Raw genomic sequence first — 15,487 nt, forward strand, 5'->3', positions numbered from 1 at the left:
GATTAACCACGAATTAGCATAACAGTTATCATTTTGACTACAATTTTTTAATGATTCGCGCCGGATTTCCGCCTACCACGACGTCTGGCGGTACGTTTTTTATCACCACAGCGCCTGAAGCGACGACGACGTTATCGCCGATGGTAACGCCCGGATTAACGACGGCTCGTCCGCCTATCCAGACGTTATTTCCGATAGTGACGGGTTTACCTAATTCTTTGCCGCTGTTGCGTTCGACGGCGTCCAGCGGGTGCGTGGCGGTATAGATATGTACCCCTGGCGCGAGCATACAATTATCGCCAATATGAATTGGGCAAACATCAAGCATGACGCAGTCGAAGTTAGCGTAAAAGGAGTGACCAAGAAAAATATTATAGCCGTAGTCGCAACGAAAGGAAGGTTCAATATAGGCGTCTTCGCATCGACCCAACAGGTCGCGTAAAATCGCCTGACGCTTATTTATTTCATCAGGCGTAGTATAATTGTATTGATGGATGAGTTGACGCGCCCGCAGTCGATCCTGGCATAAAGTTTCATCGGTCGGGCAATACAGTGCCCCAGCGATCATTTTTTGTTTTTCGTCACTCATCGCGCGCTCCCCTTGGTGGATATTATCGCAATAGAAGCAATAATAAAGTATTAGAGGGAACGTTCCCTGCTATTGGTATGTGATCTATATCACTGTTCTATAATAGCCCGTTGTGTTATTAGCCTGAACGAGGAGGCAGATAACACCTGTGTGTTCTCTAAAAAAGTAATGTAGCGTGATTAACGAATGAATTTCCATACTGAAGAGGGGATCTTGTCGTAGAGTTTGTTCATCGTCAATTCTGCAAGACGGTGATCCGCAGCTGAGTAAAATACAGCCAGCTCATTGTCGGACAATTCATATTTATTTTTCTCAATGACGCGCTCCAGAGTGTCAATTGTCTGACAGCGCCGTAAACGCATCAAATAATCAGTTTTAGTTAATGGTTTATCAGACATAAATTCTACCTATGATTGTAATAATTTTTAACAAGACAAACTAACAGGATTGGCCCTGGTGGCGTTGACGAAACAACGGAACAGGCGGTTGCCCGATTTACGCCATTTTTGCAAATCCTGCGTATTAATACCATAGCTGCTGAACAACATAAAGGTGTCGTCCAGGTATTCATCTATCTGCGCAATCAATTTATTGTCTTCATTGTACTTAATTTTATAATTAAGCGCGAAAGTTGCAATATGCTCTATCAGCTCATTGAGCTGCAGGTTGACTGCTGAGGTCGGGTCATTAACCCAGCCATGGTTGCTTTCTTCAAGGTTTGCAAGACAGTCATGATACAGGGTTTCGCAAAGAAATTTAAGCTGTGCTATATCATGTCTTTTGGGTGAGTATTCGTCCATAATGCATCCCCTTTTTAGTGGCTTAAACTAACCGAACACCTTCGGGATGGATACAACTAACTAACCTGGTACTTCCCACGTCACCTTATGATTTAACTATAATCTACTCTAAAAAACTTTTCATCGTCATATTACTAAAAATTACAATTGCGTGAAAGCCGTGTGTCGCCATACTTTTTCGAATTTTAACAGTGAACGTCGGTCGCCTAAAAAGAAACCAGTTTTATTGCTCGTATAATCATTGGGTTAACGTTTTTTAGCTTTTCAGGCTAAAACAATAGACTCTGACAGGAGAAAATAGCCAGGAATATTCTTAATATTTCTTAATTAATGGCTGAATTAAGAAATGGCCAACTTTCCTAAGAAAAGCCTTTAACGCAGTAAGGATTATACCTTTTATTAATATGGCAAAAAATAATCAATCTAACAATAAGCGTATTTTATGATTTTTGCGTAAAAAAGGCCGCTTGCGCGGCCTTATCAACAGTGAGCAAATCAGCGATGTTCTGTCGAATGACTATGCTCAATATCTTCGCTTTTACGGCTAAAGCGGCGGCGTACCACCACGAAGAAGACCGGTACGAAGAAAATAGCCAGTACGGTTGCCGTTACCATCCCGCCCAGTACGCCAGTACCTACCGCATTCTGCGCGCCGGAACCCGCGCCGGAACTGATAACCAGCGGCATAACCCCCAGCATGAACGCTAACGAGGTCATCAGAATCGGGCGCAAACGCATCCGGACGGCCTCCAGCGTCGCTTCTACCAGACCTTTCCCTTCTTTATCCATTAAGTCTTTGGCGAATTCGACGATAAGTATCGCGTTCTTCGCCGACAACCCAATGGTTGTGAGCAGGCCCACCTGGAAGTAAACGTCGTTAGTCAGTCCGCGGAAGGTGGCAGCCAGCAGCGCGCCGATAACCCCAAGCGGAACAACCAGCATTACGGAGAACGGGATAGACCAGCTCTCATACAATGCCGCCAGACACAGGAAGACGACGATCAGCGAGATAGCATACAGGGCAGGGGCCTGGTTGCCGGACAACCGCTCCTGGTAGGACATCCCGGTCCAGTCATACCCAATGCCTGACGGCAGCTTGCTGGCCAGTTCTTCCATCATCGCCATCGCTTCACCAGTACTCTTGCCTGGCGCCGCCTGACCCAGAATTTCCATCGAAGGCAGACCGTTATAGCGTTCCAGACGTGGCGAACCATATTCCCAGCGGGAAGAGGAGAATGCGGAGAACGGCACCATCTGACCATCGCTACCACGAACGTACCAGTCGTTAATATCATCCGGCAACATGCGGTATTTCGCTTCGGACATCACGTAAACTTTCTTCACACGACCGCGATCGATAAAGTCGTTTACATAGCTGCCGCCCCATGCTGCGCCCAGCGTGGTATTAATGTCGCTAATAGACACGCCCAGCGCCTGAGCTTTTTCCTGGTCGATATCGATTTTAAACTGCGGCGTATCTTCCAGGCCGTTAGGTCGAACGCCGACCAGCAGATCAGGATATTTCGCCACCTCGCCGAACAACTGATTACGCGCCTGGGTGAGTTTTTCATGACCAAGTCCCGCCTGGTCAATCAACTCGAAGTCAAACCCGGTTGCGGTGCCCAGTTCAACAATCGCCGGCAGGTTAAAGGCGAAGACCATCGCATCTTTAATTTGTGAAAACGCTGCGGTTGCCCGCTGGGTAATCGCTTCAACCTTGTTTTTTTCGCCTGGACGATCGGCCCAGTCTTTCAACGACACGAATGCAATACCGGTATTCTGACCGCGCCCTGCAAAACCGAAGCCGTTGACGGCGAATACCGATTCAACGTTGGCTTTCTCTTTGTTCAGATAGTAATCCGTGACCTCATCCAGCACTTTTTGCGTGCGCTCTTGCGTTGCGCCGGCGGGGAGCTGGACCATTGTCAGGAATACGCCCTGGTCTTCATCCGGCAAGAAAGAGCTTGGCAGACGAACGAACAGATAAGCCATACCGACGACGATAATGAGATAGAGCAGCAGGTAACGCCCGGTGCTGCGCAGAATATTCCCTACGCTATCGGTGTAGTGATGCGTGCTCTTATCAAACAGGCGGTTAAACCAGCCGAAAAAGCCTTTTTTCCCTTCGCCATGATCGCCTTTGGCGACAGGTTTGAGCATCGTCGCGCACAGCGCGGGCGTCAGGATCAGCGCGACCAGCACCGACAGCGCCATCGCCGATACGATGGTGATAGAGAACTGACGATAAATTGCCCCGGTTGAGCCGCCAAAGAAGGCCATCGGAATAAATACCGCCGACAGTACCATCGCGATACCCACCAATGCGCCCTGAATCTGGCCCATGGATTTGCGCGTCGCTTCCTTCGGCGGAAGGCCTTCTTCCGTCATAACACGTTCGACGTTCTCGACCACCACGATGGCGTCATCCACCAGCAAGCCGATGGCGAGCACCATCCCGAACATCGTCAGCGTGTTTATCGAGAAACCGAATGCCGCAAGCACGGCAAAGGTTCCCAACAACACCACCGGAACCGCAATAGTCGGAATCAACGTCGCGCGGAAGTTCTGCAGGAACAGGTACATCACCAGGAACACGAGGATAATCGCTTCGACCAGCGTTTTTACCACTTCATGAATAGAGATCTTCACGAACGGCGTGGTGTCATACGGGTAGACGATTTTCATCCCTGGCGGGAAGAACGGTTCCATTTTTTTCAGTTCGGCGCGAATAGCGGTAGCGGTATCCAGCGCGTTGGCGCCGGTAGCCAGTTTGATGCCAAGACCTGACGCTGGCTGACCGTTAAATTTCGCGATGACGTCGTAGTTTTCGCCGCCAAGCTCAATTTTCGCTACATCCCGCAGACGAACCTGAGAGCCATCCTGATTCACCTTCAGCAGGATTTTGCCAAACTCATCCGTTGAGGTCAGACGCGTTTGGGCAATAATCGATGCGTTAAGCTGCTGGCCTTTAACTGGCGGCGTACCACCGAGCTGACCTGCCGCGACCTGGGCGTTCTGCGCTTTGATCGCGTTAATCACGTCGACCGGCGTCAGTTGGTATTTGGTCAGCTCTGTCGGATTCATCCAGATACGCATCGCATACTGCGAACCAAACAGCTGGACGTCGCCCACCCCAGAGGTACGGCTGATCGGATCTTTCATATTGGCGGCAACGTAATCCGAAATATCCTCCTGGGTCATGGTGCCGTCGGTGTTAATGACGCCCACTACCATCAGGAAGCTACTTGAGGACTTCTCAACGCTCACGCCCTGTTGCTGTACTTCCTGGGGAAGTAACGGCATTGCCAGTTGCAACTTGTTCTGAACCTGAACCTGCGCGATGTCCGCATCGGTGCCGGATTCAAAGGTCAGCGTGATCTGCACGGTCCCCGTGGAGTCACTGTTGGAGGACATATACATCAGGTTATCGATACCGTTCATATTCTGTTCGATAACCTGCGTGACGGTATCCTGTACCGTTTTCGCATCAGCGCCAGGGTAGGTTGCGGAGATCGTCACTGCTGGTGGCGCAATCGTCGGATATTGCGCTACCGGCAATTTGAGGATCGCGAGCCCCCCTGCCAACATGATGATGATGGCGATCACCCACGCAAATATAGGGCGATCGATAAAGAAATTAGGCATGTCTTAACGGCTCCTGTTTAAGTTAAGACCTGGGATGAGCAGGTTGATCACCGCTTGCGGCTTGCTGTTTGTTATCCGCGGTAATTTCCTGCACTTTAACCTGTGCGCCAGGACGTACTTTTTGCAGCCCGCTGACGACTACGCGGTCGCCCGCTTTCAACCCGTCAGTCACCAGCCACTTATCGCCGATCGCCTGGCTTGCGACGATTTGGCGGGTTTCCACTTTGTTATCAGCGCCAACCACCAGCACCGTGGCATCGCCGCGTGGAGTACGGGTAACGCCCTGTTGTGGAACCAGTAATGCCGTCGGTTTTGTCCCTTCCTGCAGACGTGCGCGAACGAACATTCCTGGCAATAAGGTGTGATCCGGGTTAGGGAAGATGGCGCGCAAAGTAATAGACCCGGTGCTTTGGTCAACGGTCACGTCGGAGAACTCAAGCGTACCGGACTGCGGGAATTTGATACCGTCGCTGGTCACCAGGTCGACCTTCGCTTTGCCGTTTTCCTGTTTCAGCGAACCATTTGCCAGCTCCTGCTTCAGGCGCAGGAAGTCATTGCTGGACTGGGTCACATCGACATAAATAGGGTCCAGCTGCTGCACTGTCGCCAGCGCCGACGCCTGACCGTTCTGTACCAGTGCGCCTTCCGTTACGGATGACTTACCAATACGACCGCTAATCGGCGAGGTGACTTTGGTATACGCCAGGTTGATACGTGCGGTTTCAACGGCGGCTTTTGCTGCGACAACAGCGGCAGTCGCTTGTTGTGCGTCAGCCAGCGCCTGATCGTATTCCTGCTTACTGATGTACTGCGTACCCAGCAGCTTTTGATAACGCTTCACCGTCAGTTCAGCGATATTCGCGGCGGCCTGCGCTTTTGCCAGATCGCCCTTAGCGCTGTCGTAAGTCGCCTGGTAGGTCGCAGGATCAATCTGATAGAGAGAGACTCCCGCTTCGATATCACTTCCCTCAACGAAATTACGCTTCAGGATAATGCCGCTTACCTGCGGGCGAACTTCGGCGATACGGTAAGCAACGGTACGACCCGGAAGTTCAGTTGTGATTTGCAGTGGTTCCGTTTTTAGTGTGACAACCCCAACTTCTGGCATCTGCTGGCCGCCTTGCTGGTCCTGTTTGTCGTCACATCCTGTTAGCGCTAAGCTGCCTGAGAGCATCAGAACGACCGCCAGAGGCGTTAACCCTCTGTTTTTGTTCATATGTAAACCTCGAGTGTCCGATTTCAAATTGGTCAATGGTCAAAGGTCCTTAAACCCATTGCTGCGTTTATATTATCGTCGTGCTATGGTACATACATCCATAAATGTATGTAAATCTAACGCCTGTAAATTCACCGACATATGGCACGAAAAACCAAACAACAAGCGCTGGAGACACGACAACACATCCTGGATGTGGCCCTGCGTTTGTTCTCGCAGCAAGGCGTATCGGCAACCTCGCTGGCGGAGATTGCGAACGCTGCTGGCGTGACGCGCGGCGCAATCTATTGGCATTTCAAAAATAAGTCGGATTTATTCAGTGAGATCTGGGAGCTATCAGAATCCAATATTGGTGAGCTTGAGATTGAGTATCAGGCAAAATTCCCCGACGATCCACTATCTGTATTAAGAGAAATTTTAGTTCATATTCTTGAAGCTACTGTAACAGAAGAACGACGCCGCTTATTGATGGAGATTATATTCCATAAATGTGAGTTTGTCGGAGAAATGGTTGTGGTTCAACAGGCGCAACGTAGCCTTTGTCTGGAAAGTTACGATCGGATTGAACAAACGTTAAAACATTGTATTAATGCTAAAATGCTGCCTGAAAATCTGCTGACCCGTCGTGCGGCGATACTGATGCGCAGCTTTATTTCAGGGCTCATGGAAAACTGGTTATTTGCTCCGCAATCGTTTGATTTAAAAAAAGAAGCTCGCGCCTACGTCACGATCCTGCTGGAGATGTATCAATTGTGTCCGACGCTGCGCGCGTCGACGGTCAACGGCTCCCCCTGATAATATTCCAGGAAAACTCCTGGACATTTTCTGTGTCGCTATTCTGTTTGTTACAGGCGTGATATTCTTGCGACTCAATTATTTCCGGTCTGCTTGCCGGTTCAGACACTTCATTCTCATGACTATGTTGCAGCTTTATAAACGTTCACAGCATTTTGTTTTTATTACAATTAGCGTCCTTATTATCCTGCTGTCCTGTCAGTCTCTGGCATTTGCCCGGGGGCAAACGAATGGCGACCTGCCGTCAAAAGCGGATGTGCAAAACCAGCTGGATACGCTGAATAAGCAAAAAGATCTCTCCGCCCAGGATAAGCTCGTCCAGCAAGACCTTATTGATACGTTAGCTACGCTGGATAAAATCGAGCGGGTGAAAGAGGAGACCGTACAGCTACGGCAGAAGGTGGCGCAGGCGCCTGAAAAAATGCGTCAGGCGACGGCTGCGTTGAATGCGCTGAGCGACGTCGATAATGATGATGAAATGCGAAAAACGCTGAGTGCGCTTTCGCTACGTCAGCTTGAGCTGCGCGTGGCGCAGGTACTGGATGATTTGCAAAATTCGCAAAACGATCTTGCCGCTTATAACAGCCAGCTTGTTTCACTACAGACCCAGCCTGAGCGCGTGCAAAACGCCATGTATACCGCCTCACAGCAAATACAGCAAATCCGTAACCGTCTGGACGGCAATAACGTCGGCGAAGCCGCGCTTCGCCCCAGCCAACAGGTGTTATTACAGGCACAACAGGCGCTGCTTAATGCGCAGATCGACCAGCAACGTAAGAGTCTTGAAGGGAATACCGTTTTGCAGGACACCCTGCAAAAACAGCGAGATTACGTGACGGCCAACAGTAATCGTCTTGAACATCAGCTTCAACTTTTACAGGAGGCGGTCAACAGTAAACGACTTACGCTAACGGAAAAAACGGCCCAGGAGGCTATTTCGCCGGACGAAACGGTGCGTATCCAGGCGAACCCGCTGGTAAAACAGGAACTGGATATTAACCATCAACTCAGCCAGCGTCTGATTGTCGCGACCGAAAACGGCAATATGTTGATGCAGCAAAACATTAAAGTAAAAAACTGGCTCGATCGCGCGCTGCAGTCGGAAAGAAATATCAAAGAACAGATTGCCGTCTTAAAAGGCAGCCTGTTGCTGTCGCGTATTCTTTATCAACAGCAGCAAACCCTGCCCTCCGCCGACGAACTCGAAGATATGACCAACCGCATTGCGGATTTGCGTCTGGAGCAGTTTGAAATCAACCAGCAGCGTGATGCCTTATTCCAAAGCGATGCCTTTGTCGACAAGCTGGAGGAGGGGCATACCAGCGAGGTGAATGATGAAGTTCATGATGCGTTGCTTCAGGTGGTGGAGATGCGCCGTGAGCTATTGGATCAGCTAAATAAACAGTTGGGTAACCAGCTGATGATGGCGATTAACCTGCAAGTTAACCAGCAGCAGTTGATGAGCGTCTCGAAAAATCTGAAAGCCATTTTGACGCAGCAGATTTTTTGGGTGAACAGTAACCGCCCTATGGACTGGGACTGGCTTAAAGCGTTCCCCCAAACGTTAAAAGAGCAATTCAGCGCCATGAAAATCACGGTGAACTGGCAAAAAGCCTGGCCCGCGGTATTTATTGCTTTTTTGGCCGGGTTGCCGCTCTTGCTCATCGCCGGTTTAATCCGCTGGCGTCTGAAATGGTTAAAAGCGTATCAACAGAAGCTGGCCGCCGCCGTGGGATCGCTGCGTAACGATAGTCAGCTCAATACGCCAAAAGCTATTCTGATCGATCTTATCCGCGCGCTGCCGGTGTGCCTGATTATCCTCGCGATTGGATTGATCTTGCTGACCATGCAGCTAAATATCAGCGATCTGCTCTGGGCCTTTAGTAAAAAGCTCGCGATGTTCTGGCTGGTCTTTGGGCTGTGCTGGAAGGTGCTGGAAAAAGAGGGCGTGGCGATACGCCATTTTGGTATGCCGGCGCAGTTGACCAGCCACTGGCGTCGCCAGATTGTACGCATTAGCCTCGCATTGCTGCCGCTGCACTTTTGGTCTGTGGTGGCGGAGTTGTCGCCGCTGAATCTGATGGATGACGTGCTGGGGCAGGCGGTTATTTTCCTCAATCTGCTGGTCATAACATTGCTGGTGTGGCCACTGTGCCGGGAAAGCTGGCGCGATAAAGAATCTCACGGCATTCGACTGGTGACCGTGACGATTCTTTCCATTATTCCGGTGGCGTTAATGGTATTAACGGCGACCGGCTATTTCTATACCACCCTGCGCCTGGCGGGGCGCTGGATTGAAACCGTCTATCTGGTCATTATCTGGAACCTGCTTTATCAAACGGTGCTGCGCGGGTTAAGTGTAGCGGCGCGCCGGATTGCCTGGCGACGCGCGCTGGCTCGTCGTCAGAACCTGGTAAAAGAGGGAGCGGAAGGCGCGGAGCCACAGGAAGAACCCACCATCGCGTTGGAGCAAATTAACCAGCAAACATTACGTATCACGATGCTGCTAATGCTTGCCCTGTTTGGCGTTATGTTCTGGGCGATTTGGTCCGATTTGATCACCGTATTCAGCTATCTTGATAGCATCACGCTGTGGCACTACAACGGCTCCGAAGCTGGCGCTGCGGTGGTGAAAAGCGTGACGATGGGCAGCTTGCTATTCGCCATTATTGCCGCGATGGTGGCCTGGGCACTCATCCGCAACTTACCCGGCCTGTTGGAAGTGCTGGTGCTTTCACGTCTGAATATGCGCCAGGGGGCTTCGTATGCGATCACCACGATCCTTAACTACGTCATTATCGCTGTTGGCGCGATGACAGTATTCGGATCGCTCGGCGTCTCGTGGGATAAACTCCAGTGGCTGGCGGCGGCGTTGTCGGTAGGTCTCGGTTTTGGGCTACAGGAGATCTTCGGTAACTTTGTCTCGGGTTTAATCATCCTCTTCGAACGTCCGGTACGCATTGGCGATACGGTAACGATCGGCACCTACTCCGGCACGGTCAGTAAGATTCGTATTCGCGCCACCACTATTACCGATTTTGATCGTAAAGAAGTGATCATTCCGAACAAAGCGTTCGTAACGGAGCGGCTGATTAACTGGTCCCTCTCCGATACCACGACACGTCTGGTGATCCGGCTTGGCGTGGCTTATGGCTCGGATCTGGAGAAAGTGAAAAGAGTCCTGCTACAGGCGGCGATGGAGCATCCGAAGGTGATGCACGATCCGGAACCTGCCGTATTCTTCACCACCTTTGGCGCCAGCACTCTGGATCATGAACTGCGTCTGTACGTGCGTGAATTGCGCGATCGTAGCCATACGGTGGATGAACTGAACCGCGCGATCGATCGACTGTGCCGTGAAAATGATATCAATATCGCCTTTAACCAGCTTGAGGTGCATCTGCATAACGCGAAGGGCGACGAAGTCACTGAAGTGAAGCGCGATCTCAACGGCGGCGATCTGGCGCCTACGGCAAGCTAAAAGGCGGTGGGCTGCGCGCTTTATGAGTGCGCGCGGCGCCGCTAATGCGAAAGCGTAGAAAGCTCTTCCGGCGTAATGCCGGTGACGCTGGCGATGAGCCCAGGTTCCAGCCCGTTGGCAAGCATTTTGCGGGCAATAGCGCGCGCTTCGGCCTCACGGCCTTGTGCTAACCCTTGCTCAAGGCCTTTTTGCAACCCTTCCGTTCGGCCTTTTTCTTCCAGCCATTCCGCTATTGTCATCAGTTGTTCCTTATACTGCGGCGCGCCCTGCGCCAGTTGACGAATTAGCGCCCCGGGTTCTGCGGCGTTTCCTGCTTTCAACATATAGTTGATCAACACACTGAGCTGCGTGTCCGTCAAATGATCCTGCGTTAAAAGCGTGATAAGGGGGTCGAGCAGTTCGCTTAAATCGCGTTGACGAATATGTTTTTGCAGGAGCTCTAACATCGCTATCCGCCGATGCTGCAAAAGCTGATTATCCGGCATTGTCGTCAGGTCGACCAGCGCAAATTCGCGGCTGTATAAGGCCTTCGCCATATCCGGTTTCACAAACATATTATGCCAGTTAAGGCTATAGGGCCACGGGCTTTCCGGACCGTGATAAAAAAGGATTGGCACCACCAGCGGCAAGGTATCATGACCGGCATCCAGATGACGCTGCATGGCGGCAATGGCGTAACGCATCAGGCGAAAAGCCATCAGCCGGTCTGATTTGCTCTGATGTTCAATGAGCGCGTAAACATACCCGGGGCCGTGTTGGGTATGCAGAGAGTAGAGAATATCTGAATAGCGGCTGCGTAAATTGTCTTCAACAAAACTCCCCGACTCCAGCTTCAGTGAATCCAGATCGCAGATTGCAAGAAAGTCTTCTGGCATGTGGAGAGCCAGAAAGTCGCGGGCGACCTCTTTTTGCATCAGCATTTGTCGAAATACCGCATCGTGCGGCGTGGTGGGTAGACGTTCCATGACCCATCCCTTGTTGCCTGACTGTAGCGACCACTCTGTCAGCGACAACGAGGACAAACCAGAGGGCAATTACTCTGTTTGCGAGTCGTCTTCCGTACTTTTTAACTTGTTTTCATAATCTCGCATAACTATTTCCAGCGCGCGTAGCACCGTTCGTGCCGGTAAGCGATTCTCTTCAAGCAGCACAATTAAATCCACGGCCAGTTTGACTTCATCAGGGGCATTTTCAAGCGACATACTTTCTCCAGGATTAACGGGTTAAACGCGCCAGTACGTTTTCTATTTTCTCCAGCGCATGTCGGCAGCGCGCCAGCCGTCCTTCATAGATCTCGACTTCCTTTTGCAGCGTTTGTTGTTCGACAAGGCCGGTCGCCTGCGCCAGACGAATTTTGCGCTCCTGTGTCATCGCCAGTAGTCGACGTTCAAACTCCTGATGCTGTATTCGTCTGCGCTGCCAACGGCCAAGCCCTGGTGCGGCGGTATCCCACTGGCGCAGCGACCAGGCGGCGGTTTCACGCGATATCGCCTCCAGTTGCGAAGCCAGATGTTCCGCCAGCCAGGCGACTTGCGGCAGTTGCTCATGTTTTACCGCCTGACGCAACGCGGCGAGATTGGCGTCAGCCTCTTCCAGATATCCCTGCAACAGAGTACTGCGGGTACGGAAAAGGTGTCGGTCAAAGCGCGCGCTTAACGTCGCATGTTGCGCCAGCGGCGCGCAGCGTTGGCGTAGCGTCGCCAGCCTCTCTTCCAGCGTCTGTAACAGCATAGCGGTTTTCAATTCAACACCCCGATGAAAATAAGACAGGCTGTGCTACAGTAGCCTTCTGTTTGATAACGATTCGCATTATGCAACGTACTATTTTAATCATCATTGGCTGGCTGGCGGTAGTATTAGGGACATTGGGCGTGGTTTTGCCCCTGTTGCCGACTACGCCGTTCATTTTACTGGCGGCCTGGTGTTTCGCCCGCTCGTCGCCGCGTTTCCATGCCTGGTTGTTATACCGCTCATGGTTTGGCGGTTATCTGCGCCACTGGCAGCGCTATCGGGCCATGCCGCCGGGAGCGAAACCGCGAGCGATCGCGTTGATATTGCTGACCTTTAGTATTTCGCTGTGGCTGGTGAATATGATGTGGGTGCGGGTGCTGCTGTTGGTTATTTTGGCCTGCCTGCTGATTTTTATGTGGCGGATACCGGTGATTGATGAAAAGCAACAAAAGCGCTGAAGCACACGAATCGCTGTTGCAATTGTCGTTCACAGCCAGTAAATTCGACCGTTTTCGAGCACAGGCGCAGGCGGTCAAAGAGTAACCGAGCGTTACCCCTGACTGAAAAGTATTGCGCCGTGAGTAACACCGTACTTAGCAGGCATATATCCATGACCGCGACTGCACAGCAGCTTGAGTTTCTCAAAAACAGCATCAAAAGCATTCAGGATTACCCGAAACCGGGCATTCTTTTCCGTGATGTCACCAGCTTACTGGAAGACCCGAAAGCCTACGCGCTCAGTATTGAACTGTTAGTTGAGCGTTATAAAAATGCGGGTATCACCAAAGTGGTCGGCACCGAAGCGCGTGGCTTCCTGTTTGGCGCGCCGGTTGCGCTTGGGCTGGGCGTTGGTTTTGTTCCGGTACGTAAACCGCGCAAATTACCGCGTGAAACTATTGCCGAGACCTATGAATTAGAGTACGGCACCGATCAGCTGGAAATTCATGTCGACGCGATTAAACCTGGCGACAACGTGCTGGTCGTGGACGATCTGCTGGCGACTGGCGGCACCATTGAGGCGACCGTGAAGCTGATCCGTCGTCTGGGCGGGAAAGTCACCGATGCGGCGTTCATCATCAATTTGTTCGATCTGGGCGGCGAGCAGCGTCTGGAAAAGCAGGGGATTACCTGTTATAGCCTGGTGCCGTTTCCGGGGCATTGATTCAGGCTATTCGCACTGCTATTTTAGCCAGAGAGACAACCTCGCTGTATCGGCGAGGTTGTGTTAGCATTACCCTTCTATGAATCCACCTTCCAGCGTTTCAGAGCCTGCCAATGAGTTATCAGGTCTTAGCCAGAAAATGGCGCCCACAAACCTTTGCTGACGTCGTCGGCCAGGAACATGTGCTGACCGCACTGGCGAACGGCTTGTCGTTAGGGCGCATTCATCACGCATATCTTTTTTCCGGCACGCGCGGCGTCGGTAAAACCTCTATCGCCCGACTGCTGGCGAAGGGGCTGAACTGCGAAACCGGCATTACCGCGACGCCGTGCGGCGTTTGCGATAACTGTCGGGAAATTGAGCAAGGGCGTTTTGTCGATCTCATTGAGATTGACGCCGCATCGCGTACCAAAGTCGAAGACACCCGCGACCTGCTGGATAACGTCCAGTACGTGCCTGCGCGCGGTCGCTTTAAAGTCTATCTGATCGATGAAGTCCACATGCTGTCGCGCCACAGCTTTAATGCGCTACTTAAAACGCTTGAAGAGCCGCCAGCGCATGTGAAATTTTTACTGGCGACCACCGATCCGCAGAAGCTGCCGGTGACCATTTTGTCGCGCTGCCTACAGTTTCATCTCAAAGCGCTGGATGTTGAACAGATTCGCCATCAGCTTGAGCATATTCTCAATGAGGAACATATCGCTCACGAACCCCGCGCGTTGCAGTTGTTATCGCGTGCGGCTGACGGCAGCCTGCGCGATGCATTAAGTCTGACTGACCAGGCGATCGCCAGCGGCGACGGGCAGGTTTCGACGCAGGCGGTAAGCGCCATGCTCGGTACGCTGGACGACGACCAGGCTTTGTCATTAGTCGAGGCGGTGGTTGACGCTAACGGCGAACGCGTCATGTCGCTTATCAACGAGGCGGCGGCGCGCGGTATTGAATGGGAAGCGCTGCTGGTCGAAATGCTTAGCCTGCTGCACCGTATTGCGATGGTGCAACTTTCGCCTGCCGCGTTAGGCAGCGATATGGCGGCTATCGAGCAACGGATGCGCGAACTTGCCCGGACGGTGCCTCCCGGCGATCTTCAGCTCTATTATCAGACGTTGTTGATTGGCCGCAAAGAATTGCCCTGGGCGCCGGACCGGCGGATGGGCGTTGAAATGACGTTACTGCGTGCGCTGGCGTTTCACCCGCGTATGCCCTTGCCGGAGCCTGAAACGCCGCGGCAGTCTTTTGCGCCCGTGGCCCCAACGGCGGTAATGACGCCGCCGCAGGTGCAGCAGCAGTCGGCGCCCGCGCCGCAGACATCGCCAGCGCCGCTGCCGGCATCTACCAGTCAGGTGCTGGCGGCGCGCAATCAGCTACAGCGCTCGCAGGGAGTAACCAAAACAAAAAAGAGTGAACCGGCAGCCGCATCCCGCGCGCGGCCGGTGAATAACTCTGCGCTGGAGCGGCTGGCCTCGGTTTCGGAGCGCGTACAGGCGCGCCCGGCGCCGTCTGCGCTGGAAACGGCGCCAGTAAAGAAAGAGGCTTATCGCTGGAAGGCCACCACGCCGGTAGTGCAAACCAAAGAAGTGGTGGCTACGCCAAAAGCGCTTAAGAAAGCTCTGGAGCATGAAAAAACGCCGGAGCTGGCGGCTAAACTGGCGGCGGAAGCGATTGAGCGCGATCCGTGGGCGGCGCAGGTAAGCCAGCTTTCTTTGCCTAAGCTGGTGGAGCAGGTGGCGCTTAATGCCTGGAAGGAGCAGAACGGCAACGCGGTTTGTCTGCATCTGCGCTCGACGCAGCGGCACCTCAATTCCAGCGGCGCGCAGCAAAAGCTGGCGCAAGCGCTCAGCGATCTGACGGGAACGACGGTTGAACTGACCATCGTTGAAGATGATAATCCCGCGGTGCGTACGCCGCTGGAATGGCGTCAGGCCATTTATGAAGAGAAACTCGCGCAAGCGCGTGAGTCAATTATTGCGGATAATAACATTCAGACGCTGCGTCGATTCTTCGACGCCGAGCTGGATGAAGAGAGTATCCGCCCCATTTGATCGTAAGCCCGGCTTGCGATTGTGAA

13 protein-coding genes and 1 other annotated feature are annotated in these 15,487 nt (G+C 52.3%); of the genes, 5 read left to right on the forward strand and 8 right to left on the reverse strand.

The genetic code is table 11. The features are described 5' to 3' along the window. Positions 1-37: 37 nt before the first annotated feature. From maa to acrA, 5 genes are all read right to left on the reverse strand, one after another. Entirely contained in the window at positions 38-589 is a 552-nt protein-coding gene (gene maa, locus J4728_RS03965; protein ID WP_001278789.1) for a maltose O-acetyltransferase, read from the reverse strand. Positions 590-768: 179 nt separating this feature from the next. Next, a complete protein-coding gene (locus J4728_RS03970) occupies positions 769-987 on the reverse strand; it encodes an HHA domain-containing protein (protein ID WP_001280991.1) in 219 nt (72 codons plus the stop codon). A 27-nt stretch (positions 988-1,014) separates the two neighbouring features. Continuing rightward, positions 1,015-1,389, reverse strand: a complete 375-nt coding sequence (tomB, locus tag J4728_RS03975; RefSeq protein ID WP_000344807.1) for an Hha toxicity modulator TomB — start codon at positions 1,387-1,389, stop codon at positions 1,015-1,017. Between the two features lie 495 nt (positions 1,390-1,884). Continuing rightward, positions 1,885-5,034 carry an efflux RND transporter permease AcrB gene (gene acrB, locus J4728_RS03980; RefSeq protein WP_001132508.1) on the reverse strand — a complete coding sequence of 1,050 codons (3,150 nt, stop codon included), beginning with the start codon at positions 5,032-5,034 and terminating at the stop codon, positions 1,885-1,887. 22 nt (positions 5,035-5,056) lie between these two features. After that, positions 5,057-6,250, reverse strand: coding sequence for a multidrug efflux RND transporter periplasmic adaptor subunit AcrA (gene acrA, locus J4728_RS03985; protein ID WP_208211240.1), 1,194 nt, complete (start codon positions 6,248-6,250; stop codon positions 5,057-5,059). Between the two features lie 141 nt (positions 6,251-6,391). On the opposite strand from acrA, the gene acrR reads away from it, so the two are divergent. Both acrR and mscK read left to right on the forward strand, forming a co-directional pair. Then, complete coding sequence (gene acrR / locus J4728_RS03990; RefSeq protein WP_000101755.1) at positions 6,392-7,045, forward strand: multidrug efflux transporter transcriptional repressor AcrR; 654 nt, start codon at positions 6,392-6,394, stop codon at positions 7,043-7,045. 118 nt (positions 7,046-7,163) lie between these two features. Further along, on the forward strand, positions 7,164-10,526 hold the full coding sequence (mscK, locus tag J4728_RS03995) for a mechanosensitive channel MscK (protein WP_208211243.1): 3,363 nt from the start codon (positions 7,164-7,166) through the stop codon (positions 10,524-10,526). A gap of 41 nt (positions 10,527-10,567) precedes the next feature. Here the strand turns inward: mscK and J4728_RS04000 are convergent, their stop codons facing one another. The 3 genes from J4728_RS04000 to priC form a co-directional block, all read right to left on the reverse strand. After that, on the reverse strand, positions 10,568-11,491 hold the full coding sequence (locus tag J4728_RS04000) for an Rpn family recombination-promoting nuclease/putative transposase (protein WP_000440527.1): 924 nt from the start codon (positions 11,489-11,491) through the stop codon (positions 10,568-10,570). A gap of 69 nt (positions 11,492-11,560) precedes the next feature. After that, positions 11,561-11,728 carry a pleiotropic regulatory protein RsmS gene (gene rsmS, locus J4728_RS04005; protein WP_000051161.1) on the reverse strand — a complete coding sequence of 56 codons (168 nt, stop codon included), beginning with the start codon at positions 11,726-11,728 and terminating at the stop codon, positions 11,561-11,563. Between the two features lie 13 nt (positions 11,729-11,741). Further along, positions 11,742-12,269 carry a primosomal replication protein N'' gene (priC, locus tag J4728_RS04010; protein WP_001519637.1) on the reverse strand — a complete coding sequence of 176 codons (528 nt, stop codon included), beginning with the start codon at positions 12,267-12,269 and terminating at the stop codon, positions 11,742-11,744. Positions 12,270-12,337: 68 nt separating this feature from the next. On the opposite strand from priC, the gene J4728_RS04015 reads away from it, so the two are divergent. The 3 genes from J4728_RS04015 (at position 12,338) to dnaX (ending at position 15,461) form a co-directional block, all read left to right on the forward strand. Beyond that, positions 12,338-12,715, forward strand: a complete 378-nt coding sequence (locus tag J4728_RS04015) for a DUF454 family protein (RefSeq protein WP_058679776.1) — start codon at positions 12,338-12,340, stop codon at positions 12,713-12,715. 152 nt (positions 12,716-12,867) lie between these two features. Next, positions 12,868-13,419, forward strand: a complete 552-nt coding sequence (gene apt, locus J4728_RS04020) for an adenine phosphoribosyltransferase (RefSeq protein ID WP_000127350.1) — start codon at positions 12,868-12,870, stop codon at positions 13,417-13,419. Positions 13,420-13,532: 113 nt separating this feature from the next. Next, entirely contained in the window at positions 13,533-15,461 is a 1,929-nt protein-coding gene (dnaX, locus tag J4728_RS04025; RefSeq protein WP_208211245.1) for a DNA polymerase III subunit gamma/tau, read from the forward strand. Next, positions 14,794-14,858, forward strand: a sequence feature (DnaX frameshifting element). Its footprint overlaps the gene before it by 65 nt. Positions 15,462-15,487 lie beyond the last annotated feature (26 nt).

Origin of the sequence: Salmonella sp. 32070601201500089SM (assembly GCF_017573605.1) — a bacterium.
GTDB lineage: Bacteria > Pseudomonadota > Gammaproteobacteria > Enterobacterales > Enterobacteriaceae > Salmonella > Salmonella enterica.

Coding starts and splice junctions, on each gene's coding strand:
- J4728_RS03970 (WP_001280991.1), bottom strand. CDS start 987: ATGTCTGATAAACCATTAACTAAAACTGATTATTTGATGCGTTTACGG.
- mscK (WP_208211243.1), top strand. CDS start 7,164: ATGACTATGTTGCAGCTTTATAAACGTTCACAGCATTTTGTTTTTATT.
- acrA (WP_208211240.1), bottom strand. CDS start 6,250: ATGAACAAAAACAGAGGGTTAACGCCTCTGGCGGTCGTTCTGATGCTC.
- apt (WP_000127350.1), top strand. CDS start 12,868: ATGACCGCGACTGCACAGCAGCTTGAGTTTCTCAAAAACAGCATCAAA.
- dnaX (WP_208211245.1), top strand. CDS start 13,533: ATGAGTTATCAGGTCTTAGCCAGAAAATGGCGCCCACAAACCTTTGCT.
- acrR (WP_000101755.1), top strand. CDS start 6,392: ATGGCACGAAAAACCAAACAACAAGCGCTGGAGACACGACAACACATC.
- tomB (WP_000344807.1), bottom strand. CDS start 1,389: ATGGACGAATACTCACCCAAAAGACATGATATAGCACAGCTTAAATTT.
- rsmS (WP_000051161.1), bottom strand. CDS start 11,728: ATGTCGCTTGAAAATGCCCCTGATGAAGTCAAACTGGCCGTGGATTTA.
- maa (WP_001278789.1), bottom strand. CDS start 589: ATGAGTGACGAAAAACAAAAAATGATCGCTGGGGCACTGTATTGCCCG.
- J4728_RS04015 (WP_058679776.1), top strand. CDS start 12,338: ATGCAACGTACTATTTTAATCATCATTGGCTGGCTGGCGGTAGTATTA.
- J4728_RS04000 (WP_000440527.1), bottom strand. CDS start 11,491: ATGGAACGTCTACCCACCACGCCGCACGATGCGGTATTTCGACAAATG.
- acrB (WP_001132508.1), bottom strand. CDS start 5,034: ATGCCTAATTTCTTTATCGATCGCCCTATATTTGCGTGGGTGATCGCC.